General features: G+C 70.0%; 20 protein-coding genes. 3 read left to right on the forward strand and 17 right to left on the reverse strand.

From position 1 onward, the window contains the following. Window positions 1–2: 2 nt before the first annotated feature. From AC3A6Y_RS12470 to sctV, 10 genes are all read right to left on the reverse strand, one after another. Window positions 3–1,340: a FliI/YscN family ATPase gene (locus AC3A6Y_RS12470; protein WP_487868537.1), complete on the reverse strand. Its 1,338-nt coding sequence runs from the start codon at window positions 1,338–1,340 to the stop codon at window positions 3–5. Further along, window positions 1,337–1,975, reverse strand: a complete 639-nt coding sequence (sctL, locus tag AC3A6Y_RS12475) for a type III secretion system stator protein SctL (protein ID WP_487868538.1) — start codon at window positions 1,973–1,975, stop codon at window positions 1,337–1,339. The genes AC3A6Y_RS12470 and sctL overlap by 4 nt, the downstream gene beginning before the upstream one ends. Further along, on the reverse strand, window positions 1,957–2,649 hold the full coding sequence (locus AC3A6Y_RS12480; RefSeq protein ID WP_487868539.1) for a SctK family type III secretion system sorting platform protein: 693 nt from the start codon (window positions 2,647–2,649) through the stop codon (window positions 1,957–1,959). Before AC3A6Y_RS12480 ends, sctL begins: the two co-directional genes overlap by 19 nt. Window positions 2,650–2,665: 16 nt before the next feature. After that, entirely contained in the window at window positions 2,666–3,448 is a 783-nt protein-coding gene (gene sctJ / locus AC3A6Y_RS12485) for a type III secretion system inner membrane ring lipoprotein SctJ (RefSeq protein WP_487868540.1), read from the reverse strand. Between the two features lie 7 nt (window positions 3,449–3,455). Next, window positions 3,456–3,878, reverse strand: a complete 423-nt coding sequence (locus AC3A6Y_RS12490) for a hypothetical protein (protein ID WP_487868541.1) — start codon at window positions 3,876–3,878, stop codon at window positions 3,456–3,458. Window positions 3,879–3,949: 71 nt separating this feature from the next. Further along, a complete protein-coding gene (locus AC3A6Y_RS12495; RefSeq protein ID WP_068672726.1) occupies window positions 3,950–4,156 on the reverse strand; it encodes a hypothetical protein in 207 nt (68 codons plus the stop codon). A gap of 144 nt (window positions 4,157–4,300) precedes the next feature. Continuing rightward, a complete protein-coding gene (locus AC3A6Y_RS12500; protein WP_487868542.1) occupies window positions 4,301–5,449 on the reverse strand; it encodes an FHA domain-containing protein in 1,149 nt (382 codons plus the stop codon). A gap of 5 nt (window positions 5,450–5,454) precedes the next feature. Beyond that, window positions 5,455–7,284, reverse strand: a complete 1,830-nt coding sequence (gene sctC / locus AC3A6Y_RS12505) for a type III secretion system outer membrane ring subunit SctC (protein WP_487868543.1) — start codon at window positions 7,282–7,284, stop codon at window positions 5,455–5,457. Window positions 7,285–7,301: 17 nt separating this feature from the next. Further along, window positions 7,302–7,568: a type III secretion system export apparatus subunit SctS gene (gene sctS / locus AC3A6Y_RS12510; protein ID WP_487868544.1), complete on the reverse strand. Its 267-nt coding sequence runs from the start codon at window positions 7,566–7,568 to the stop codon at window positions 7,302–7,304. A gap of 43 nt (window positions 7,569–7,611) precedes the next feature. Continuing rightward, window positions 7,612–9,687: a type III secretion system export apparatus subunit SctV gene (sctV, locus tag AC3A6Y_RS12515; protein WP_487868545.1), complete on the reverse strand. Its 2,076-nt coding sequence runs from the start codon at window positions 9,685–9,687 to the stop codon at window positions 7,612–7,614. A gap of 288 nt (window positions 9,688–9,975) precedes the next feature. Between sctV and sctQ the strand changes: the two genes are divergently transcribed. Together sctQ and sctR are read left to right on the forward strand one after the other, a co-directional pair. Then, entirely contained in the window at window positions 9,976–11,055 is a 1,080-nt protein-coding gene (gene sctQ, locus AC3A6Y_RS12520) for a type III secretion system cytoplasmic ring protein SctQ (protein WP_487868546.1), read from the forward strand. 17 nt (window positions 11,056–11,072) lie between these two features. Continuing rightward, the gene (gene sctR, locus AC3A6Y_RS12525; protein ID WP_309903936.1) at window positions 11,073–11,732 is read left to right on the forward strand and encodes a type III secretion system export apparatus subunit SctR; all 660 of its coding nucleotides are present in this window, start codon (window positions 11,073–11,075) and stop codon (window positions 11,730–11,732) included. 9 nt (window positions 11,733–11,741) lie between these two features. Here the strand turns inward: sctR and AC3A6Y_RS12530 are convergent, their stop codons facing one another. After that, window positions 11,742–12,146 carry a RidA family protein gene (locus AC3A6Y_RS12530; protein ID WP_487868547.1) on the reverse strand — a complete coding sequence of 135 codons (405 nt, stop codon included), beginning with the start codon at window positions 12,144–12,146 and terminating at the stop codon, window positions 11,742–11,744. Continuing rightward, window positions 12,143–12,841 carry an FMN-dependent NADH-azoreductase gene (locus tag AC3A6Y_RS12535; protein ID WP_487868548.1) on the reverse strand — a complete coding sequence of 233 codons (699 nt, stop codon included), beginning with the start codon at window positions 12,839–12,841 and terminating at the stop codon, window positions 12,143–12,145. Before AC3A6Y_RS12535 ends, AC3A6Y_RS12530 begins: the two co-directional genes overlap by 4 nt. A 124-nt stretch (window positions 12,842–12,965) precedes the next feature. On the opposite strand from AC3A6Y_RS12535, the gene AC3A6Y_RS12540 reads away from it, so the two are divergent. Next, window positions 12,966–13,895: a LysR substrate-binding domain-containing protein gene (locus AC3A6Y_RS12540; protein ID WP_487868549.1), complete on the forward strand. Its 930-nt coding sequence runs from the start codon at window positions 12,966–12,968 to the stop codon at window positions 13,893–13,895. A 13-nt stretch (window positions 13,896–13,908) separates the two neighbouring features. On the opposite strand, the gene AC3A6Y_RS12545 is transcribed toward AC3A6Y_RS12540, so the two are convergent. From AC3A6Y_RS12545 to AC3A6Y_RS12565, 5 genes are all read right to left on the reverse strand, one after another. Next, on the reverse strand, window positions 13,909–14,268 hold the full coding sequence (locus AC3A6Y_RS12545) for a DUF1428 domain-containing protein (protein WP_487868550.1): 360 nt from the start codon (window positions 14,266–14,268) through the stop codon (window positions 13,909–13,911). Between the two features lie 260 nt (window positions 14,269–14,528). Further along, a complete protein-coding gene (locus tag AC3A6Y_RS12550; RefSeq protein ID WP_487868551.1) occupies window positions 14,529–14,999 on the reverse strand; it encodes a hypothetical protein in 471 nt (156 codons plus the stop codon). Window positions 15,000–15,082: 83 nt separating this feature from the next. Next, window positions 15,083–15,991 carry an SDR family oxidoreductase gene (locus AC3A6Y_RS12555; RefSeq protein WP_487868552.1) on the reverse strand — a complete coding sequence of 303 codons (909 nt, stop codon included), beginning with the start codon at window positions 15,989–15,991 and terminating at the stop codon, window positions 15,083–15,085. A 103-nt stretch (window positions 15,992–16,094) separates the two neighbouring features. Next, window positions 16,095–17,033, reverse strand: coding sequence for a glutathione S-transferase family protein (locus AC3A6Y_RS12560; protein ID WP_487868553.1), 939 nt, complete (start codon window positions 17,031–17,033; stop codon window positions 16,095–16,097). Window positions 17,034–17,055: 22 nt separating this feature from the next. Continuing rightward, the gene (locus AC3A6Y_RS12565; protein ID WP_487868554.1) at window positions 17,056–18,693 is read right to left on the reverse strand and encodes an isovaleryl-CoA dehydrogenase; all 1,638 of its coding nucleotides are present in this window, start codon (window positions 18,691–18,693) and stop codon (window positions 17,056–17,058) included. Window positions 18,694–18,716: the final 23 nt, after the last annotated feature.

An 18,716-nucleotide genomic window follows, 5' to 3' on the forward strand; every position in this document is an offset into this window, starting at 1 on the left:
GGTCAGGCCTCCTCCCGGAAGCGCTGCAACGCGGCCAGGCAGGCGTCGTAGTCCTGCCGCGAATCGGGCGGCTGCGCAAGAAAATCCAGCATCGCGGGCCGGGCCCGGATGGCCGCGTCCGCCAGCGCATCGCTGCCCGGCTTGTACTCACCGATCTGCACCAGCAGCTCCATCTCCTGGTACTTGGCCAGCAGGCCGCGGAAATGCGCCGCGGCCTCGCGGTGCGCGCGCGAAGTCACCAGCGGCATCACGCGGCTGATGCTGGCCAGCACGTCGATGGCCGGGTAGCGGCCGGCGGCGGCGAGCTTGCGCGAGAGCACGATGTGGCCGTCGAGGATGGAGCGCACCTCCTCGGCGATCGGGTCGTTCTCCTCGTCGCCCTCGGTCAGCACCGAGTACACGGCGGTGATGGAACCGGTGCGGCCCTGCCCCGCGCGCTCCAGCAGCTGCGGCAGCATCGAGAAGATCGAGGGCGGGTAGCTGCGCCGCGTCGGCGGCTCGCCGCTGGCCAGGCCGATCTCGCGCTGGGCGCGCGCAAAGCGCGTGAGCGAATCCACCAGCAGCAGCACCTTCCTGCCCTGGTCGCGGAAATGCTCGGCGATGGTGGTGGCCACATAGGCCGACTTGATGCGCTCCATCGGCGGCCGGTCGGAGGTGGAGACCACCATCACCGTCTTCGCCAGGCCCTCGGGGCCCAGGCTGTGGGCGATGAACTCCTGCACTTCGCGCCCGCGCTCGCCGATCAGCGCGATCACGTTGACCTCGGCGCTGGAACCGCGCGCCAGCATGCCGAGCAAGGTGCTCTTGCCCACGCCCGGCGGCGAGAACACGCCGACGCGCTGGCCTTCGCCCAGCGTGAGCAGCGCATCGACGGCGCGGATGCCGGTGGGCAGCGGCGCCTCGATCATGCGGCGCTCCAGCGGGCTCACGGGCTCGCGGTGCACCGGCAGCTGCGTGCGCGCGGCGAGCGGGCCGCGCGCGTCGATGGGCTGGCCCAGGGCGTCGAGCACCCGGCCCAGCAGCGCATCGCCCACCGGGCAGGCATGGCCGCGGCCGGTGGGCAGCACCTCGGTCAGCGCCGAAATGCCGGTGATGGGGCCGAGCGGCGTGAGGATGGCGGTGTTGCCGCGAAAGCCCACCACTTCGGCCAGCAGCGGCGGCTCGCCCGGCGTGACCAGCTCGCACAGCTCGCCCACGTGGGCCTGGATGCCGGAGGCGTCGATCAGCATGCCCACCGCCTTGCTCACGCGCCCGCGCATGGCCACCGGCGTGATTCGCCCGAAGGCCTGCTCGAGGTCGGCGACGATGTCGAGGGCGCTGGCGGCCGGCCCCCGGCTCATGACGCAGCTCCTGCCGCGGGCAGCAGGCCGCCGCGCTCCACCGCGCGGCGGAAGGCCTCGAGCTGGGCCTCGACGCCGATCTCCAGCACGCCCGAGGCGGTCTGCACCACGCAGGCACCGGGTGCCAGCGTGGGGTCGGGCGCGAGGCTCAGGCTCATGGTCCATTGCGCCTCGTGGCGCAGCCGAGCCAGCACTTCGCGCAGCGTCGCTTCCTGGGCCGGCGCGACGCGCACGGTGACGAAAGGCTCGCTGCGGATCAGCGTGTCGACGCGCAGCAGCGCGGCTTCGAACAGTGCGGCCGGATCGGCGCCGGCGACGAACTGCCCCACCGCCTTGACCACGATCTGCGCCATCGACGTGCGCAGCGCCTGCATCTGGCGCTCCGCCGCCAGCGCCTCGGACACCAGTTGCGTCGCGTATTCGGCCTTGGCCTGCTGCAGGCCCTGCTCGTAGCCCTGGCGGCGGCTGGCCTCCGCCTCCTGCTGCGCCTGCCGCGAGATGTGCCGCGCCTCGCGGCGCGCGGCCTCGACCACGGCCGAGGCGTCGAGCAGGGCCGCGTACTCGTGTTCCTTGAGCACCTTGCGCTCGCTCAGGAGCTGCAGGTTCTCGGTGGTGATCAGAAAAGCCAGTCCCATTGCGGCAGTCTTTCGGGAACGATGCAGGAGAGCATCAGCTCGTGGAGTTGGCGGGCCTGGTGCGGCTCGAAGCGAGGCAGCGCCAGCGAAGAGACACGCCGCGGCAGCTTGTGCTGCAGGCGGCGCAGCACCGCCTCGCCCTCGGGCGCGAAGGCGCCCAGCAGCAGGCGATGGCCGCGCTCCAGCACGATGCGGCCGGCGGCGATGGGGCGCTGCTCCAGGGTCGAGTGGTTCATGCGCAGCTCGCCGAGCTGCGGCACGCGCTCCAGCACGAAGTCCGCCGCGTCGGCATCGAAGCGGCAAGCCTGGCGGCGCAGCTGCCGGCCCGCGCCCGCGCGCAGCCGGAACAGCGGCAGATGGGCGCAGAAGCCGAGGTAGGCGGCGAGCCGGCGCAGCGCGCGCGCATCGAGCAGGGCCAGGCGCTTGAGGCGCGAATCGAAGTTGTAGTCCGCCGAGGACGGTGGCGCCTGGTCGCGCCGCAGCAGATCGGCCAGCACCGCGCGGCCGCCCTCCCCCAGCCTCGCGGGCACGCGGTGCTGCGCGGGCCAGTGAGCGGGCAGCCAGCTGGGATGCAGGTCGTGCTCGGGATGCAGGTTGAAGCGCATCACCAGGCGCACCAGGTCCATCGGGCCCGGGGCGGCCTGGGGCGGGCTGGTTTCGGCGGCGACCGGCATGGGCGTGCGAAAGCCTTCAGCGCCTGAAGACCTGGCTGCGCGACCAGCTGCGCCAATCCAGGCCTTGGCGGCGCAGCAGGCCGGGCAGCACCATGAGGCACACGGCCGCCGCGAGCAGCAGGCCGAGCAGCAGCATCGCCGTCTGCGTGGAGAGAAGGCCCAGCACCAGCGGCTGCGTCGCGGCGTGAGCCGCCGGCGTCGCCGCGGACCGGCGCGCCTCGAACAGCGAGAGCGAGACCTGGTCGTGCGTCAGCCCTTCGATGCTGTGCGCCACCATGTCCTTCACCGCCGGCGCGAGCAGGCGCAGGTCCACGTCGGGCCGGTGCTTGATGAAGACCGCCGCCGACGAGGGCCGGATCTTCTCGGACAAGGGATCGTTGGCCGGAATGACCACGTGCACGCGCGCGGCGACCACGCCATCGACATTGCGCAGGGTCTGCGACAGCTCCTGCGAGACGGCGTAGATGTAGCGCATGCGCTCCTCGGAAGGCGTGGACACCAGGCCCTGCTTCTGGAACACCTCGCCCATGGTGGTGTAGCGCTCGGCCGGCAGGCCCTGCGTGCGCAGCACGTCGAGCGCCTGGCCCAGGCGGCCCTGCTCCACTTCGACCTGCCAGCTCGTGCCTTCGAGCTTGCTCTTGGCGGCGTCGATGCCCTCGCCGGACAGGGCGGCCACGATCTCGTTGGCCTCCTGCTCGTTGAGGTTGGAGTACAGCGGGACCTTGCAGCCGGCCAGCGCGAAGAGCAGCAGCAAGACGGCCAGCCAGCGGATGCGGGCGATGAAGGCGATGGGGTTCACGGCTGCCTCACTGCTGGTTCTTCAGCAGCGTGCCGAACAGGCTGGTCGCGGCGCTGGCCAACCCGGTGGAGATGTGCATCTTGGCGAACATCATGTGCGCCTCCATCGCGTGGTCGGTCATCACGAACATGGTCTTGATCGGGTCCGACAGGTCGATGGACTCGAGCATGCTGTGGCGCATCTCCTCGTAGGAGCGCACGTTGCCCGAGAACTGCGCGGCCAGCGACTTGGCCGCATCGCCGATGGCGCTGGGCCCGGCCACGGCCGGCGGCGGGGCCTGCACGCCCTGCATCATGTTGGCGAACATGCGGGTGTCGCCCGGATCGAAGCGCGTGTTGCCCGCGCCCTGTTGTTGCTGCTGCGCCGCGCCGGGCCCGGCGACTTCGGGCGGCGGCGCACTGGCGGCGGCCGACGCGATGGGATCGGTCATGGTTCAGCTCCTGCGGAAGGAAGAAACGGCCGCGCGATGCTCCTGGGGAAGCAGCGCGCGACCCGGGGCCATCAGGACGACTTCGCCGACTGGCGGATGTCGTTGCCGGTGGACTTGGCGACTTCGCCGCCGGCGGCGCTGGCACCGTTCACCGTGTGGGCGGTGGAGGCCGCACCCTGGATGCTGGTCGATGCCGCCATGCTGGCGGACATCAGGCGCGCGTTGTCGGCCGCGGCCTGGTTCATTTGCTGGATCGAGTTGTCGACAGAGCCTGCCATTTCATTACTCCTGGTTGATGGGGAATCACTGCGGTTTGAAAGCCCCGTCCGGGTAGGACGAAGCCATTCCACGCGGCGCGCAGGGTCGCTGTCGCCGCATGAAATCGGGAGGCGGGCGCGGAGTGCCTTCGTGCATGCATCTCCTCACCTCGCAGGTTTGCCGTTGTTGGGCACGCCGCCGCTCAGGACCAGCCCGTCGGCGTCGATGCGCTTGAGCTCGGCGCCGGAGCGCAGCACCGAGCCCTCGTAGTAGCGGTTGCCGTTGGACAGCTGGATGTGGCGCAGGCCGTTGCCGTCCTCGGTGATGCTCACCATGCGCGCGGGCAGCACGCTCTGCCAGCCCTGCCATTGCGCGCGCAGGTCGGCGTCCTTGTTGTCGGGCTGCGGCTTCTCGCGGTACTGCACCTTGTCGGAAACCAGCACGGCAGGATGCAGGTCCTCGCTCAGGCGCCGGATCTTCTGGCGCACCGCGGCATCCTCCACCGTGCCGCTCAGCACCAGGCGGCCCTGGCCCGTGTAGGTGACGGCCACGCCGGGGTCGCCGACGTAGCGCCGCGCCTGCTCGACCATGTCTTCCGCCGAATGCACGTTGACGGCGACCTTGCCGCCGAAGGGCGCCATCGCGCGCTGCAGGGTCTCGCGGCGCTGCTTCGATTCGACATAGCCCTTCACGCCGAACTGCCCGCCCGGTGCCGCGACCACCTCGACCTCGGGGAAGGGTGCGAGCGCCTTCTCGACCTCGGCCAGGTTCACCCGGCCCAGGCCGGCCGCGGACGCGCCGCGCTCGCCGCCCACCCACAGGGCCGCGAGGCCGAGCACGGCCAGGAGCGCCACGACGCCGCCGGCCCAGTGACCCACGCGCGGCCCGCGGCGCTGCGGCGCCAGCGCGTTCGCCTGCGCATGGGCCGCGGCATCGGGCGCGGCGGCGAACATGCGGTCCTCCTGCACGGCGGCCGGGTAGCTGCGGTCGAGCTGGAAGTCGATCTGCCCCACGCTCACGATGTCGCCGGCCACCACGCTGCGGCGCGGCTGCTGCATCTCCTCGCCGTTGAGCCGGGCCGAGGCCGTGCCCAGGCGCTGCATGGAGACGACCAGCTCGCCGACGGTGAAGACGAGGTGGCGCGGCAGCACGTCGCCGCCCGGCAGCATCACCTCGCACTCGCCGCCCGAGCCCAGCACGTTGATGCCGGGCTTCAGCGCGATGGTGCGGCCCTTGACCGCGCCGCTCAGGAAGCGCAGGCACCAGCCGGCGTTGGGGGCCGGTGCGGGGTCGAAGGCAGGGTCTTCGCGCATCGCCGTCACTCTCCGGGCGTCGCCGGCGGCGTGGCCATCGACACCGGCGTGGCCCTGGGTGCCGGCATGGGTGCCGGGGTGGAGATCGGCCCCAGCGGCAACACCGGCGCCGAGGCCGCGGCGCCCGGCACCACGAGGCGCGGGGTCAGCAGGTAGAAGCGCTCCATGTTGACCTGCTTCTTGTCGCTGTACTTGAAGAGGTTGCCCACGCCCGGGATGTCCTTGAGCACCGGCACGCCGGTGGTCGCGTTGGTGCGCTCCTCCGACGAGTAGCCGGCGATCAGCAGGCTCGCGCCCTCGTCCACCAGCGCCTGGGTGTTGACGGTGCGGCGCCGCACGATCGGGATGCGGTCCACGGCCTGGCTGCTGAGGTCGCCGTCCACGATGTCGATGGACATCATCACGCCGCGGCCGCTCTTCTCCTCGATGATCAGCGGCGTCACGCGCACCGCGGTACCGGCGGTGATGCTGAAGAGGCCCGCGTCCTGGAAGCCGTCGACGCGCACGTAGAACTCGCTCAGGTTCTCGAGCACGGCCTCGGTGTTGTCCAGCGTCATCACCTTGGGCCGCGCGACGAAGTTGGCGTCGCCGTTGGTGGCCAGCGCCGTGACGCGGGCCAGCAGGTAGTTGCGCGCGCTGTTGCCGATGGCGGCGGTGAGCATGCTGCCCAGCGGCGTCACCGGCTGGCCGGCGGCATTGAAGCCGCCGATCTGCCCGGCTTCGGAGGTCGCGCTGTCCCAGGTCAGCGGGCCGCGGTCGCCGCGGCCGGTCTGGAAGTCGCCGTGCCGGCCGTGCAGGCGCCAGTCGATGCCCAGGCTGCTCAGCGTGTCGGAGCTGATGTCCATGATCGTCACTTCGATCTCGATCAGCCGCGGGCGCACGTCCATCGATTCGATCAGGCGCTGGTACTGGCCCATGCGCTCGGGCGTGTCGCGCACCAGCACCGCGTTCATGCGGGTGTCGGCCTGGAACTGCGGCAGCTCGTTGCCGAAGCCCGCGGGCATGCCCACGCCGCCTGCGTCTGCGCTCGCGGGGCCCGCGCCGGGCATCTCGATCTTGGGCGCGTTGATCGACTCGCCGCTGCGCAGCTTGATCTGCCGGCTGGGCCCGACCGAGAAAGGCGCGCTCGGCCCGCGGCCGCTGCTGCTGCCCGGCGCATTGCCGTTGCGGCCGTAGAGGCTGCGCAGCACGTTGGCCACGCCGGGGATGACGGTCTCCTTGCCCGAGCGGTTGATCTTGAAGTCGGCCGCCCAGGCGTACTTGAGCGGGAACAGCCGGATCTCCGCGCCATCGGCCAGCGCGCTGCGCTGGTCGGCGAGCTTGACCGCCTGGCGCACCATCTCGACGTAGCGCCTGGGCCCGGTCACGTGCACGCTGGCATCGCTCTCGCTGATCGACAGCGGATAACGCTCGTCGGAGATGCGCAGGCGCACCAGGGTCTCGGCGATGCGGCTGGCGTTCTCGGGCGCGATCGGCAGCACGTCGCTGCGCGAATCCGCCGCCAGGTCGATGTAGAGGAAGGCGCCGTCGTAATACCAGGTCAGACCGTTGACCGCACACACGCTGTTGAGGATGTGCTGCGCCGGCCCCGAGAACTTGCCGCTGATCACGCCGCTCACCTTCGGATCGATCACCGCCGTGATGTTCTGCGAGGTGGCGAGCTCGCGCAGGAAGTCGGCCATCGGCTTCTCGTTGGCGACGATCTGGAAGGGCCGGTTGTTGCTCCAGCGCAGCTCGGCCGCCCCCGCGGGCTGCGCGGCGGCGAGCAGCAGCGTGGCCAGGCCCAGCAGCAGCCAGGCCTGCTGCCCGGCGCTGCGGGCTTTGCGCAAGGGCATGACGACCATGGCCCAGCTCACGGCAAGGAGGTGAGCGTGTGGAAGGCACGCTCGGCGAAACCCATCACGTCGCGGCCCATCCAGCCGGCGGTGGCGATGATGGCGACCATCACCGCGATCATCCGGATCGACTGGCCGATGCTCTGGTCCTGCACCTGCGTCACCGCCTGCAGCACCGCCACCACCAGCGCGGTGACGGTGGCCACCACCACCACCGGCAGCGAGATCCAGAGCACGAGCAGCAGGCCCTCGCGGGTGATGTCCAGGATGTTCTGCGGTGTCATGGGGCTGTGGGCTTCGCTCGGTGCGCAAGGGGCGGTTCATCGATCAATGGGCCTGCGGATTGGTGACCCAGCCCACCGGCTGCAGGGCCACGTCTTCGTCGACTTCCTGGTAGGACAGCACGGGGAGCGTCGGCGCCACCGGCTCGATCAGGGTCTTGATGTAGCGGCGCACGTCGGAAGACGCGATGGCCACGACGCGGTTGGCGGTCGAGCCGAGGATGCGGCGCACCTGCTCGCGGATGTCCTGCGTCACGGCCGGGCTCAGCAGCAGCAGGTTGCCGCGCGGCGAACGCTCGACCGCGTTCTGCACGCGCTCGAGCAGGCTGGATTCGAAGAGGATGGCCTCGAGCTGGCGGCTCGGGCCGACGTAGCGGCTGGTGATGTAGCGGCCGAGGTGGATGCGCACCAGCTCGGTCAGCGCGATCGAGTCCTGCTCCTTGGGTGCCCAGATGGCGAGGCATTCGAAGATGGCATGCAGGTTGCGGATCGGGATGCCCTCCTGCAGCAGCCGGCGCAGCACCTCGGCGATGCGCTGCGGCGAGGCCACGCGCGCCACCTCGGCCGCGAGCTCGGGCGCATCGCGCTGTACGGAATGCAGCAGGCGCTGCACTTCCTGCAGGCCGATCAGCTCGCGCACGTTGCGGCGCACCGCATGGTCGACGTGCAGGCCCACCACCGCCTCCGCCTCCCAGCTGCGGAGGCCGGGCTGCGCGCCCTGCACCCACACCACGCGCGCGAAGGGGCCGAAGGGTTCGGCCACCTGCGCGCCTGCGGGCGGCGTGGCGGCCTCGGCCGGGTCGAGCAACTGCCACCCCGGCCGGAGCAAGCCTTCGGACACCACCACGTCATGCACCAGCACCTGGTAGCCGTGCTCGGGCAGGCCGGCCGCATGGGCCAGCTGCAGGCGCGGGAACACCGGGCCCAGGTCGGATTCGACCGCGGTCTTGACGCCGGCGAGCTGCTGGTCGAGCGCATGGCGGTCCACGGCGCCGCGCAGCGTGTCGGACAGCCGCACCGCGAGCGGCGAGGCGATCGCGTGGCCGCTCTCGCCCTCCTCCTCCTCGGGCACGCCTTCGCGGTGCGAGATCCAGCCCGGCGTGCGCCGCCGCGCGCGCACGCTGCGCATCGCCAGGCCCAGGCCGATGATCGCCGCGGCCAGCAAGCCGAACACCCACTTGGGAAAGCCCGGCACCACCAGGAAGCTGGCCACCGCAAGGCCCGCGATGATCAGCGCGCGCGGATGCGCCATCAGCTGCTCGCCGATCTGGCTGGCCAGCTGCGCGTCGCGGCGCTCGCCGCTGCCCACGCGGGTGATCACGATGCCGGCAGCGATCGAGACCAGCAGCGAGGGGATCTGCGAGACCATGCCGTCGCCCACGGTGAGGATGGCGTAGCGCTGCAGCGCGCCGGACAGGCTCATCTCGTGCATCAGCGTGCCGATGGCGATGCCCGCGAGGATGTTGACCAGCGCGATCACGATGCTCGCGATGGCGTCGCCCTTGACGAACTTCATCGCACCATCCATTGCGCCGTGCAGCTGGCATTCCTGCTCCAGCACCTGGCGCCGCTTCTGCGCCTGGGCCGAGGAAAGCACGCCGGCGCGCACGTCGGCGTCGATGCTCATCTGCTTGCCCGGCATGGCGTCCAGCGCGAAGCGCGCCGCCACCTCGGCCACGCGCTCCGAGCCCTTGGCGATCACGATGAACTGGACGATGGCGATGATGAGGAAGACCACGCCGCCGACCACCACGTTGTTGCCGACGATCAGCTTGCCGAAGGTGTCGATGATGTGGCCCGCGTTGGCCTGCAGCAGGATCAGCTTGGTGGAGGCGATGTTGAGCGCGAGCCGGAACAGCGTGGTGAAGAGCAGGAGCGATGGAAAGGTGGAGAGCGACAGCGCCGAGGGCACGTACATCGCCACGATCAGCAGCACCAGGCTGATCGCCAGGTTGCTCGCGATCAGCAGGTCCAGCAGCGGCGTCGGCAACGGCAGCACGAAGAGTGCGACCACCACCACGAGAAGGCCCGCGAGCAGCAGATCGTTGTAGCGGCCGGCGTTCGCGAACAGGTCGCGCAGGCTGCCGCGGTACGGCTGCAAGGAGGGGGCGGGGCTCGCCATGGTGGTGTTGCTGTTGGAGTTTGCTGGCCTTGCGGACCGGCGCCACGCGCCGGCCTCGAACGTGAAAAAGATCACGTCGCGGCGGACTCTAAGTGGCACCCTCTGTTTACGGCAACCACGAGTTCTCGTAGGAATCTGCGCTCCTGTCGCACGGATGGCACTACGCATTTGCGTACTACCTGCCCCGGGTTGCTTTCGCTAAGCTGCGCCGCAATGCGACAGCGGCCCGCTGCCCGCGCGGAATGTGGACAGTGACAGGACCCAGCGATTTGTTCAACGAAAGCACGCATGCCCGCGCAGGCCGCTGAGCCGGTGACCGCGCTCGGCGAGGCGCGTGCGCTGCCGCGGGCCGATCCTGCGAACGTGCGTGCGCTCAACCGCTTGTACGGCGGCGCGCCGCCGCGCGAGCTGGTGGCGCGCGACGTGCGCTATCGCCTCGCGTGGCGGCACGACACGGCGCCGGCGCCCGTGGTGCGCGAGAGCTTTCGCTTCAAGCTCGGCGCGCATGCGGGCCACCTGGGCCTGGATGCACCGAGCCTGCAGGCGCTGCTCGGCGAGCGCCGCCTCGAGCTGCTGCCGCGCGAGCTGCGCTACATCCTCTTGGCCGACGCGCTGCATCCGGTGGCCGATGCGCTGGAGAAGGCGCTGCGCCTGCATTTCGAATGGCAGCCGCCGGAGGCCAGCGATGCCGTCGCGCCGGCTTGCGACCCGGAACGCGCGGCCTTCTTCGTCGCCACGGCGGCCGAGGGCGGCGCGGCCTTGCGCGGCTTCGTCCAGTTCGACGACGGCGCGACGCTCGATGCCCTGGTGCCGGCCGATGCGCAGCGCCATGCGGCGCGTGGGGGCGCCGCCTTCGATGCGTTGCGGCTGCCCGTTCATTTCGCGATCGGCAGCACGCCGATCCAGCTGCGCGAGATCAACAGCATCCGCGCCGGCGACATCGTCGGCATCGAGCAATGGAGTTCCTCGGGCGCCGCGATCGTGGTCACGGCCGCGCTCGGCGGGCCTGCGGGCCGGCAGCTCACGGCCTTTGCCGAGGGCTCGCGCATCACCGTTTCGCAAACCAAAGACAGCGCCATGAAGCCAGACACCCCCGCCCCCACCGCCGCTGACGCCAGCGTCAACCTGCCGATCGACCGGCTCGATGCGCTGGAGGTGGCGCTGCGCTTCGAGGTCGGCGAGCTGTCGCTGTCGCTCGGCGAGCTGAAGAGCATCCGCGCCGGCCACGTGTTCGAGCTCGGCCAGCCGCTCAACCGCAGCCCGGTGCGCATCCTGGCGCACGGCAATGTGCTGGGCAAGGGCTACCTGGTCGCGGTGGGCGACCGGCTGGGGGTGCGCGTGTCGGAGTTCGCGCCCGGCGAAGTCTGAGCGGGCTGGCGGCAAAGATGCAGGGCGGACTCCCCGAACCCCTCACGCTGGTCGCGCTGATCGTCGCCTTCGGCGTCGCGCCCTTCGTGGCGCTGATGGTGACCAGCTACACCAAGCTGGTGATCGTGTTCGGCCTGCTGCGCACTGCGCTGGGGCTGCAGCAGACGCCGCCGAACATGGTGCTCAACGGCATCGCGATCATCCTGTCGGTCTACATCATGGCGCCGGTGGGCATGGACGTGGGCGACGCGCTGCGCAACCGCAGCTTCGGCGCCAAGGGCGAAGGGCTCAACGACATCGTGGCGGTGATCGATGCGGCCAAGGCGCCGCTCAAGGAATTCCTGCAGAAGCACACGCACGAGCGGGAGCGGCAGTTCTTCCTGAAGTCGGCCTCCAACATCTGGCCCCAGGCCCGGGCCGAGCAGCTGCGGGCCGACGACTTCATGGTGCTGGTGCCGAGCTTCACCCTGAGCGAGCTGACGCGGGCCTTCCAGATCGGCTTCATCATCTACCTGGTGTTCGTCGTGGTGGACCTGATCGTGGCCACCGTGCTGCTCGCCCTGGGAATGTCGATGATCGCGCCCACGACGATTTCATTGCCCTTCAAGCTGCTGCTGTTCGTGATGCTGGATGGGTGGACGCGGCTGGTGCACGGGTTGGTGTTGTCGTATCGGTGATGGCCGGCCCTAGGCGAGCACCACCGCCGTCGCCTCGACCTCGAACAGCATCCCGTCCAGCGCCAGCCGCGGCACCGGCACCAGCGTGCAGGCGGGCTTCGGCGCGTCGCCCCAGACGCGGTCGAGTTCCGCGGTGATCGCCTTCAGCCGCTCTTCGTCGTGGCCCACCACCAGCAACAGCAGCCGCGCCACGTCCGCGGGCTCGGCATCGACGGACGCGAGCGCGATGCGCATGTTCGAGAGGGCATTGCGCACCTGCGCAGAGAAATCGGCTGGCAATGTACCGTCGGTCCTCTCGGCGCCCTGCCCCGACACGAGCACGAACCGGCATCCCGGAGGGACGTTGGCGAGATGCGAGTAGCCATTGGGGCCCGGGTCGTAGAGGCCGCGCGGGTTGACGAACTGTATGGTCATGCGTTTTCCGTAATGAGTTGAACATGCTGGGCAGAGAGCTGGTCGACCAGGCGATCGACCGCACGCTCGGCCTGCACCAGCGACTGTGCCAGCATCTCGCCGCCGAATTCATCGTATTCGACCGCGAGTTCATGCACCTCCTCGATGCCCATGTAGCCGAACACCGAGCGCACGCTGGCTTCCGTGTGGTTGAGGTGCGCGATGCGCTCGCCCTTGCCGTAGCCGAAGTCGCCGCGCGAGCCCAGCAGCACCAGGCGCTTGCCCGCGTCGGCCAGCAAGGGCCAGTAGGGTACCTCGCCGCGCGCACGGTCGAAGCCGAAGGTGCGGCCCACGCGCACGATGTTGTCGATGTAGGCCTTGAACTGCGCGGGCACGCCGAAGTTGTACATGGGCAAGCCCACCACGATCAGGTCGGCCGCGATCAGCTGGTCGACGAGTCGATCGCTCTCGGCCAGGGCCTCGCCCATCCACGGCTCGCGCGCCTCCGGCGGGGTGAAGGCGGCGTGGATCCATGGGCCCGTCACGTGCGAAGGCGGCCGGGCGCCGACGTCGAGGTAGTCGATGCGGTCCTGCGGGCGTGCCGCACGCCAGCGCTCGACGAAGCGCGCCGAGAGCCGGCGCGTGTGGGAACCATGGGGATCGATGCCGGAGCGCCCCGGCCGGGCGCTGGCGTCGATGTGCAAAAGCGTGCTCATGAAGAAGGCCTTCCTTGGAATCGATGGATGAAACTGGCTCGTGTGTCGTACCCTCGGGCGACACCCTTGCCTGCATCGAATCTAGAGCTGCTTTCGCCGCGCCGCAAATGACGATTTCTTTCCGATGGATGAGCTGAATTCACTCGTGAGGCCACCTCGCCGGCTTCCGCCGCTGTCCGCGTTGCGGGCCTTCGAGGCGGCCGCTGCGCATGCGAGCTTCCAGCGCGCCGCGGCCGAGCTCTCGGTCACGCCCACCGCCATCAGCCACCAGGTGCGCGGCCTCGAAAGCACGCTGGGCCAGCCGCTGTTCCGACGCCTGACGCGCCAGCTGGCACTGACGCCCGCGGGCCTGCGCCTGTTCCATGCGCTGCGCGAAGGCTTCGACACGCTCGAAGCGGGCGTGCAGGCCTTGCGCGCGCGGGCCGAGGGCGAGACGGTCACGCTCACGGCCAACACCGCCTTCGTCGCCAAGTGGGTGCTGCCGCGCATCGCGGCCTTTCGCAGCGCCTGCCCCGGCATCGAGCTGCGGCTCGATGCCAGCGATACGCTGGTCGACCTGGCGCGCGGCGATGCGGACCTCGCGATCCGCTCCGGCCGGGGCGACTGGCCCGGCCTCGCGACGGCGGAGCTGATGGCCGAGCGCTACGCGCCGCTGTGCAGTCCCGCGCTGGGCCTGAAGCGCGCGCGGGACCTGCCGCAGCACCGCCTGATTCATTGCAACTGGCAGCCGAACGCGAGTGCGCCCGCGCAATGGCCGCGCTGGTTCTCGGAAGCGGGCCTGGCGATGCCGAAAGCCCGCTCGCGCGCGGCGGCCGCGGGCCTCACCTTCTCTGACGAGACGCATGCGATGCTCGCCACGCTCGCCGGCCATGGCGTCGCATTGCTGAGCCTCACGCTCGCAGCCGAAGAACTGCGCAGCGGCGCGCTGGTGCAGCCCTTCGGACCGGCGCTCGACACCGGCCGCTATTTCCTGGCCGCGGCCAGGGGCCGCGAGCGCGAGCCGGCGATACGGGCCGTGTGGACGTGGATCGCGGCGCAGGCCGGCCGGGCCTGAGCCGCGTGCGGGATCAGACCGAGACCAGCGTCTCGAAGCCACCCCAGAACATGCGCTTGCCGTCGAAGGGCAAGGTCTTGGGGTCCATCATGTCGGCCAGCCGCGGATCGCTCATCACCTTGGCATTGACCTCGTCGCGGTGCGCGCGCGATTCGTACACGATGTACGAGAAGACGACGAGCTCGTCCTCCTTCAGATTCACGGCCTGCGGGAAGGACGTCACCTCGCCCGACTTCACATCGTCGGCCACGCACTCGCGGTACTCGAGGGCGCCGTGCTCGCGCCAGATCTTGCCCGCCTTGGTGGCCATCTCGCGGTACTGCTCGATGTTGCGCTTGGGGACCGGAAGAACATATCCGTCGACATAAGCCATGCAGATCTCCTTGGATGAGGGAGGCGACAGCGTAGTGCGTGCCGGGACGATCGCAAGTGCCGGCACAGAAGCCCTGACGGCACCTCGCCCTTCCTTGCCCTTGTGCAACATTCCTCGGAAATGTCCCCGCCGAAGGTGGACAAGCTTGTGGAAAACTGCGGGAGCAACTGCCCGAAGCCTTGTCCCACAAGGCCTGCCGCCGGATTGCCTGTTGAAGAAGCAGTGGGTTACAACAAAACGCAACAAGTACAACCAAAGAACTATTTTTCTCGGAGCCACGCCTCGGCGCAGGCCTCGAACAGCGGGATGCTCTGGTCGACTTCGTCGTGCAGGAAGCGACGCGCACCCTCCCGCGCATGGCCATCGAGCGCCAGCCAGGCCTCCCACAGGCGGCTGTCGGCGGGCGGCGGGGTCGCCTCCCAGACGAGCGCGACGATGGGCAGCGTCTCCGCGGGCGGCAGGTCGGACCAGATGATCCCGAGCCTGGACAGCATGTTCGGTTCGTCGCTCAGCTCGATGCCGGTGCGGACGTGGCCGTCCTCTTCGACGATCACCGGACTGAGGCCGCCGGAGAGGATGACGCTCAACAGCTCGGCAGGGCCCGCATGGCGGATCCATTCGTCGGCGCGTCGTGCCAGCTGGGCGCCGAGATCGGCTTTGGTCAGTTGCGCATGCACGGGGACGTAGTCGCGCCGCGCCGCTTCGGGCGTTGCGTAGGCGTGGTTCAGCATCGAGCCAGTGTGGCCGAAGCAGGCGAACTGTCTGCCAGCCAAGGCCTACGCGGAGGCCCTCCCCAGTCCGACCCGGCCCGGGATCAGTCGGCGCCGCGCAGCTGGGCGCGCAGCCGCGCGCCGATCTCGGGCCGCTCCAGGAAGGGATCGGCCGGATTGGCGATGGAGACGATGTTCTCCATGCGGCTCCTCACGTTGCCCAGCGCCTTGGGATGGCTGAACACGTAGAACTGGTTGGCGCTGATCGCTTCGAAGACCTGGTTCGCCACCTCGGCGGCCGTGACCTTGCCGCTGCTCACCGCCTTGTTGCTCATGGCCTGGCCGATCAGCTGGCTCCGGGTGGGCTTGTCGGCCGCCAGCGCGCCGGGCCGGTTGCGCTCGCTGCTGGTGATGCCGGTGGGCACGAAGTAGGGGCACAGCAGGCTCGCGCCGACCTGGTCGGTGATGAGCTTGAGGTCCTGGTAGAGGGTTTCGGTGAGGCTCACGACCGCGGCCTTGGCGGTGTTGTAGATGCCCATGTTGGGCGGCGTCAGCAGGCCCGCCATGCTGGCGGTGTTGACGATGTGGCCGCGCCACGCCGGGTCCTTGGCGGCCGCCTCGAGCATCATCGGCGTGAACAGGCGAACGCCGTGGATCACGCCCCAGAGGTCGACGCCGAGCACCCATTCCCAGTCCGCGACGGTGTTCTCCCAGACCAGTCCGCCGGCACCCACGCCCGCGTTGTTGAAGACGAAATGCGGCGCGCCGAAGCGCTCCTTCACGTCCCTTGCAAGCTGTTCCATCTGGCCCGCGTCGGCCACGTCGACCTGGCGTGCCATGACCTGGGCACCGGCCGCCTCCATTTCGGCACGCGCCTTGTCCAGCGCGTCCGGCTGCACATCGACGAGCACGAGGTTCATGCCGCGCGCTGCGCCGATGCGCGCGCATTCGAGGCCGAAGCCGGAGCCGGCGCCGGTGAGAACGGCGGTGGTGCCTTGGAAGTCCTGGATCATCGGGGGTCCTTGTTTGCGAAAGAAGACATCCAAAATTCTGGCTGCCCTTCCGCGAGTTCTGCGTAACCTCTGCGACTTCTGCGCCCGGTCGACGCTTTCGCGTTCAGGCCTCGACCTTGCGCAGCGCGAACCCGATGCGCGGAAAGTGCACATGCACCGTGCCCGCACGCGGGTCGGTGCGGCGCAGCGTGTAGTGCGTGCGGGTTGCAGCCATCAGTTCGCCCTCGCTCGGCTCGGGGCCGAAGCTCTCCGCGGTGACCGTGACGCGCGTGCCGAGCGGGATGCCGTGCTCGTCCTGGAAGGTGCTGTCGGACAGCAGCGTGTGCGGCGTATTGGCGGCCGCCACCGCAATGGCCTGGGCGGCGTCGAAGGTCTCCATCGTGCCGTGGCCGATGGCGGCCATGCGGTCCATCCAGTCGCTCACCGCCGGCGTGATCTGCAGGATGCCGGCCATGGAGGGCGTGCGCTTGCGGGTGAACCACAGCGCGTGGTAGCAGGCGAAGTCGGCCACGGTGGGATAGGCGCCGACCAGGTAGTCGGTGTCGTCGAGCATGTCGGACATGCGCCGCAGGTAGGACTTGTAGGCCGCCGCGGCGTCGCCGGGCCGGTGCCGCACCATGTTGACGCTCATGGCCTTGCGGTCCTCGGCGAAGGCCTTCGCGGCCTCGGGCGGTGCCTTGGCGAAGAGGTCGGCGAGGCCCTGGCCGCTGATGCTGTAGGCCATGGAGGCCCAGAAGAGCGTGGTGTCGCCCCACTGGGCAACCACGCGCTCCAGGCCCTTGCCCGGCTCGGGGTACAGCGAAGGCAGCGGGGCCACGTGCTCCAGCACGTCGCAGATGAGCGAGGTGTCGCAGTAGATGTCGGCGCCGATCTGCAGCACCGGCGTGCGCCGGTAGCCGCCGGTGAGCGCGACCAGGTCGGGCTTGGGCGCGATGTTCGGAATGATCACGGACTTCCAGGCCAGCTTCTTGTAGCCGAGCACGAGGCGCAGCTTCTCGGAAAAGGGCGAGGTGGCGTAGTGGTGGAGGATCAGGTCGGGCATGGTTCTTTTTGCGTTCTTGCGCTCACCGGGGCTGGGCACGCGCGATGATCGAATCGAAATCGGTGCCGGCGCCCAGGGTGCCGAAGGCCTGGCCCCAGTCGCCGCCGAGGCGGGAGGCGCAGAAGGCGCCCGCCGCGGGCGATGCGGTCTGCACCAGCAGTGCGGCCTGCACGGCCAGTGCCACGTCCTGCGCGAGGCGGCGCGCCTCGGCTTCGGTGGCCATGGCCTCGATGCGCGCCGGGAGCGCGTCGGCCAGGCGGTCGAGCGCCACATCGCCGCCGCGCGCCGGCTTCAGCTCCTGCGCCAGGGCGGCGACGGCGTCGCCCTTGCGCAGGCCGCGCAGCAGGTCGAGCGCCATGATGTTGCCCGCACCTTCCCAGATGGAGTTGAGCGGCATCTCGCGGTAGATGCGCGCCATCGCGCCCTCGCCGCCCTCCTCCACGTAGCCGTTGCCGCCGAGGCATTCCATCGCCTCCTGCGCGAAGTGGCTGCCGCGCTTGCAGATCCAGAACTTGGCGACGGGTGTGAGCAGGCGCGCCATCAGGCGCTCGTGCGCGTCCTCGGGACGGTCGATGGCGCGCGCCAGGCGGATCGCCAGCGCGGTGGCGGCCTCGCTTTCGAGCGCGAGGTCGGCCAGCACGTTCTTCATCAGCGGCTGATCGACGAGCGGCTTGCCGAAGGCCTGCCGCTGGGACGTGTGGTCGAGCGCGAGGCTGAGGGCCTGGCGCATCAGGCCGCTGGTGCCCAGCGCGCAGTCCAGGCGCGTCATGGTGCCCATTTCGAGGATCTGCGGGATGCCGCGGCCCTCCTCGCCCACCAGCCAGGCGCTGGCGCCGTGGAACTCGACCTCGGCGCTGGCGTTGGCCTTGTTGCCCAGCTTGTCCTTCAGGCGCTGGATGCGGATCGCATTGCGGCTGCCGTCGTCCAGCACGCGCGGCAGGAAGAAGCAGCTGAGGCCCGCCGGGGCCTGCGCCAGCACCAGGAAGGCATCGCACATCGGCGCCGAGAAGAACCACTTGTGGCCGGTGACCTCGTAGCGCTCGCCCCAGCCATCGCTGCCGGCGCGCACGGCGCGGGTGGTGTTGGCCCGCACGTCGGAGCCGCCCTGCTTCTCGGTCATGCCCATGCCCATGGTCACGCCGGGCTTGTCGCGCCAGGGTTTGAGGGCCGGGTCGTACCAGAGGCTCGCGAGCTTGGGGCTCCAGTCGGCATGGATCGCCGCATTGCCGCGCAGGGCGGGCGTGACGGCGTAGCTCATGGAGATGGGGCAGAGGATGGAGGGCTCGAGCTCGGTGAAGAGCATGAAGCCGGCGGCGCGCTGCACGTGCGGGGAAGCCGACTCGCCCGTCCACGGCGTGCCGTGCAAGCCCGCCCCCACCGCCGCCTTCATCAATGCGTGGTAGCTCGGATGAAACTCGACCTCGTCGACGCGCCGCCCGAATCGATCGTGCGTGTGCAGCACCGGCGGGTGGGTGTTCGCGAGCCGCGCATGCACCTGCATCTCCCGTGAGCCGAGCACATCGCCCAGGTGTTCGAGCGGCGCAAGCTGCAGCTGCGGCGCGTTGAATTCGAGCGCGTCGCGCAACGGCCGGTTGGCGTCGAACAGGTTGTAGTCCGCCAGCGGCTCGGGCTGGTTGAAGACCTCGTGCGTCGCATCCATCACGGCCTCCTTGCGCGCGTGAA

This window comes from Variovorax sp. Soil_C_17 (assembly GCF_057657265.1).

What these genes read in the sequence shown, in the direction of transcription:
- AC3A6Y_RS12470 (WP_487868537.1), bottom strand. Translation starts at nt 1,340, where the DNA reads ATGAGCCGGGGGCCGGCCGCCAGCGCCCTCGACATCGTCGCCGACCTC.
- sctL (WP_487868538.1), bottom strand. Translation starts at nt 1,975, where the DNA reads ATGGGACTGGCTTTTCTGATCACCACCGAGAACCTGCAGCTCCTGAGC.
- AC3A6Y_RS12480 (WP_487868539.1), bottom strand. Translation starts at nt 2,649, where the DNA reads ATGCCGGTCGCCGCCGAAACCAGCCCGCCCCAGGCCGCCCCGGGCCCG.
- AC3A6Y_RS12490 (WP_487868541.1), bottom strand. Translation starts at nt 3,878, where the DNA reads ATGACCGATCCCATCGCGTCGGCCGCCGCCAGTGCGCCGCCGCCCGAA.
- AC3A6Y_RS12495 (WP_068672726.1), bottom strand. Translation starts at nt 4,156, where the DNA reads ATGGCAGGCTCTGTCGACAACTCGATCCAGCAAATGAACCAGGCCGCG.
- AC3A6Y_RS12500 (WP_487868542.1), bottom strand. Translation starts at nt 5,449, where the DNA reads ATGCGCGAAGACCCTGCCTTCGACCCCGCACCGGCCCCCAACGCCGGC.
- sctC (WP_487868543.1), bottom strand. Translation starts at nt 7,284, where the DNA reads ATGCCCTTGCGCAAAGCCCGCAGCGCCGGGCAGCAGGCCTGGCTGCTG.
- sctS (WP_487868544.1), bottom strand. Translation starts at nt 7,568, where the DNA reads ATGACACCGCAGAACATCCTGGACATCACCCGCGAGGGCCTGCTGCTC.
- sctV (WP_487868545.1), bottom strand. Translation starts at nt 9,687, where the DNA reads ATGGCGAGCCCCGCCCCCTCCTTGCAGCCGTACCGCGGCAGCCTGCGC.
- sctQ (WP_487868546.1), top strand. Translation starts at nt 9,976, where the DNA reads ATGCCCGCGCAGGCCGCTGAGCCGGTGACCGCGCTCGGCGAGGCGCGT.
- sctR (WP_309903936.1), top strand. Translation starts at nt 11,073, where the DNA reads ATGCAGGGCGGACTCCCCGAACCCCTCACGCTGGTCGCGCTGATCGTC.
- AC3A6Y_RS12530 (WP_487868547.1), bottom strand. Translation starts at nt 12,146, where the DNA reads ATGACCATACAGTTCGTCAACCCGCGCGGCCTCTACGACCCGGGCCCC.
- AC3A6Y_RS12535 (WP_487868548.1), bottom strand. Translation starts at nt 12,841, where the DNA reads ATGAGCACGCTTTTGCACATCGACGCCAGCGCCCGGCCGGGGCGCTCC.
- AC3A6Y_RS12540 (WP_487868549.1), top strand. Translation starts at nt 12,966, where the DNA reads ATGGATGAGCTGAATTCACTCGTGAGGCCACCTCGCCGGCTTCCGCCG.
- AC3A6Y_RS12545 (WP_487868550.1), bottom strand. Translation starts at nt 14,268, where the DNA reads ATGGCTTATGTCGACGGATATGTTCTTCCGGTCCCCAAGCGCAACATC.
- AC3A6Y_RS12550 (WP_487868551.1), bottom strand. Translation starts at nt 14,999, where the DNA reads ATGCTGAACCACGCCTACGCAACGCCCGAAGCGGCGCGGCGCGACTAC.
- AC3A6Y_RS12555 (WP_487868552.1), bottom strand. Translation starts at nt 15,991, where the DNA reads ATGATCCAGGACTTCCAAGGCACCACCGCCGTTCTCACCGGCGCCGGC.
- AC3A6Y_RS12560 (WP_487868553.1), bottom strand. Translation starts at nt 17,033, where the DNA reads ATGCCCGACCTGATCCTCCACCACTACGCCACCTCGCCCTTTTCCGAG.
- AC3A6Y_RS12565 (WP_487868554.1), bottom strand. Translation starts at nt 18,693, where the DNA reads ATGGATGCGACGCACGAGGTCTTCAACCAGCCCGAGCCGCTGGCGGAC.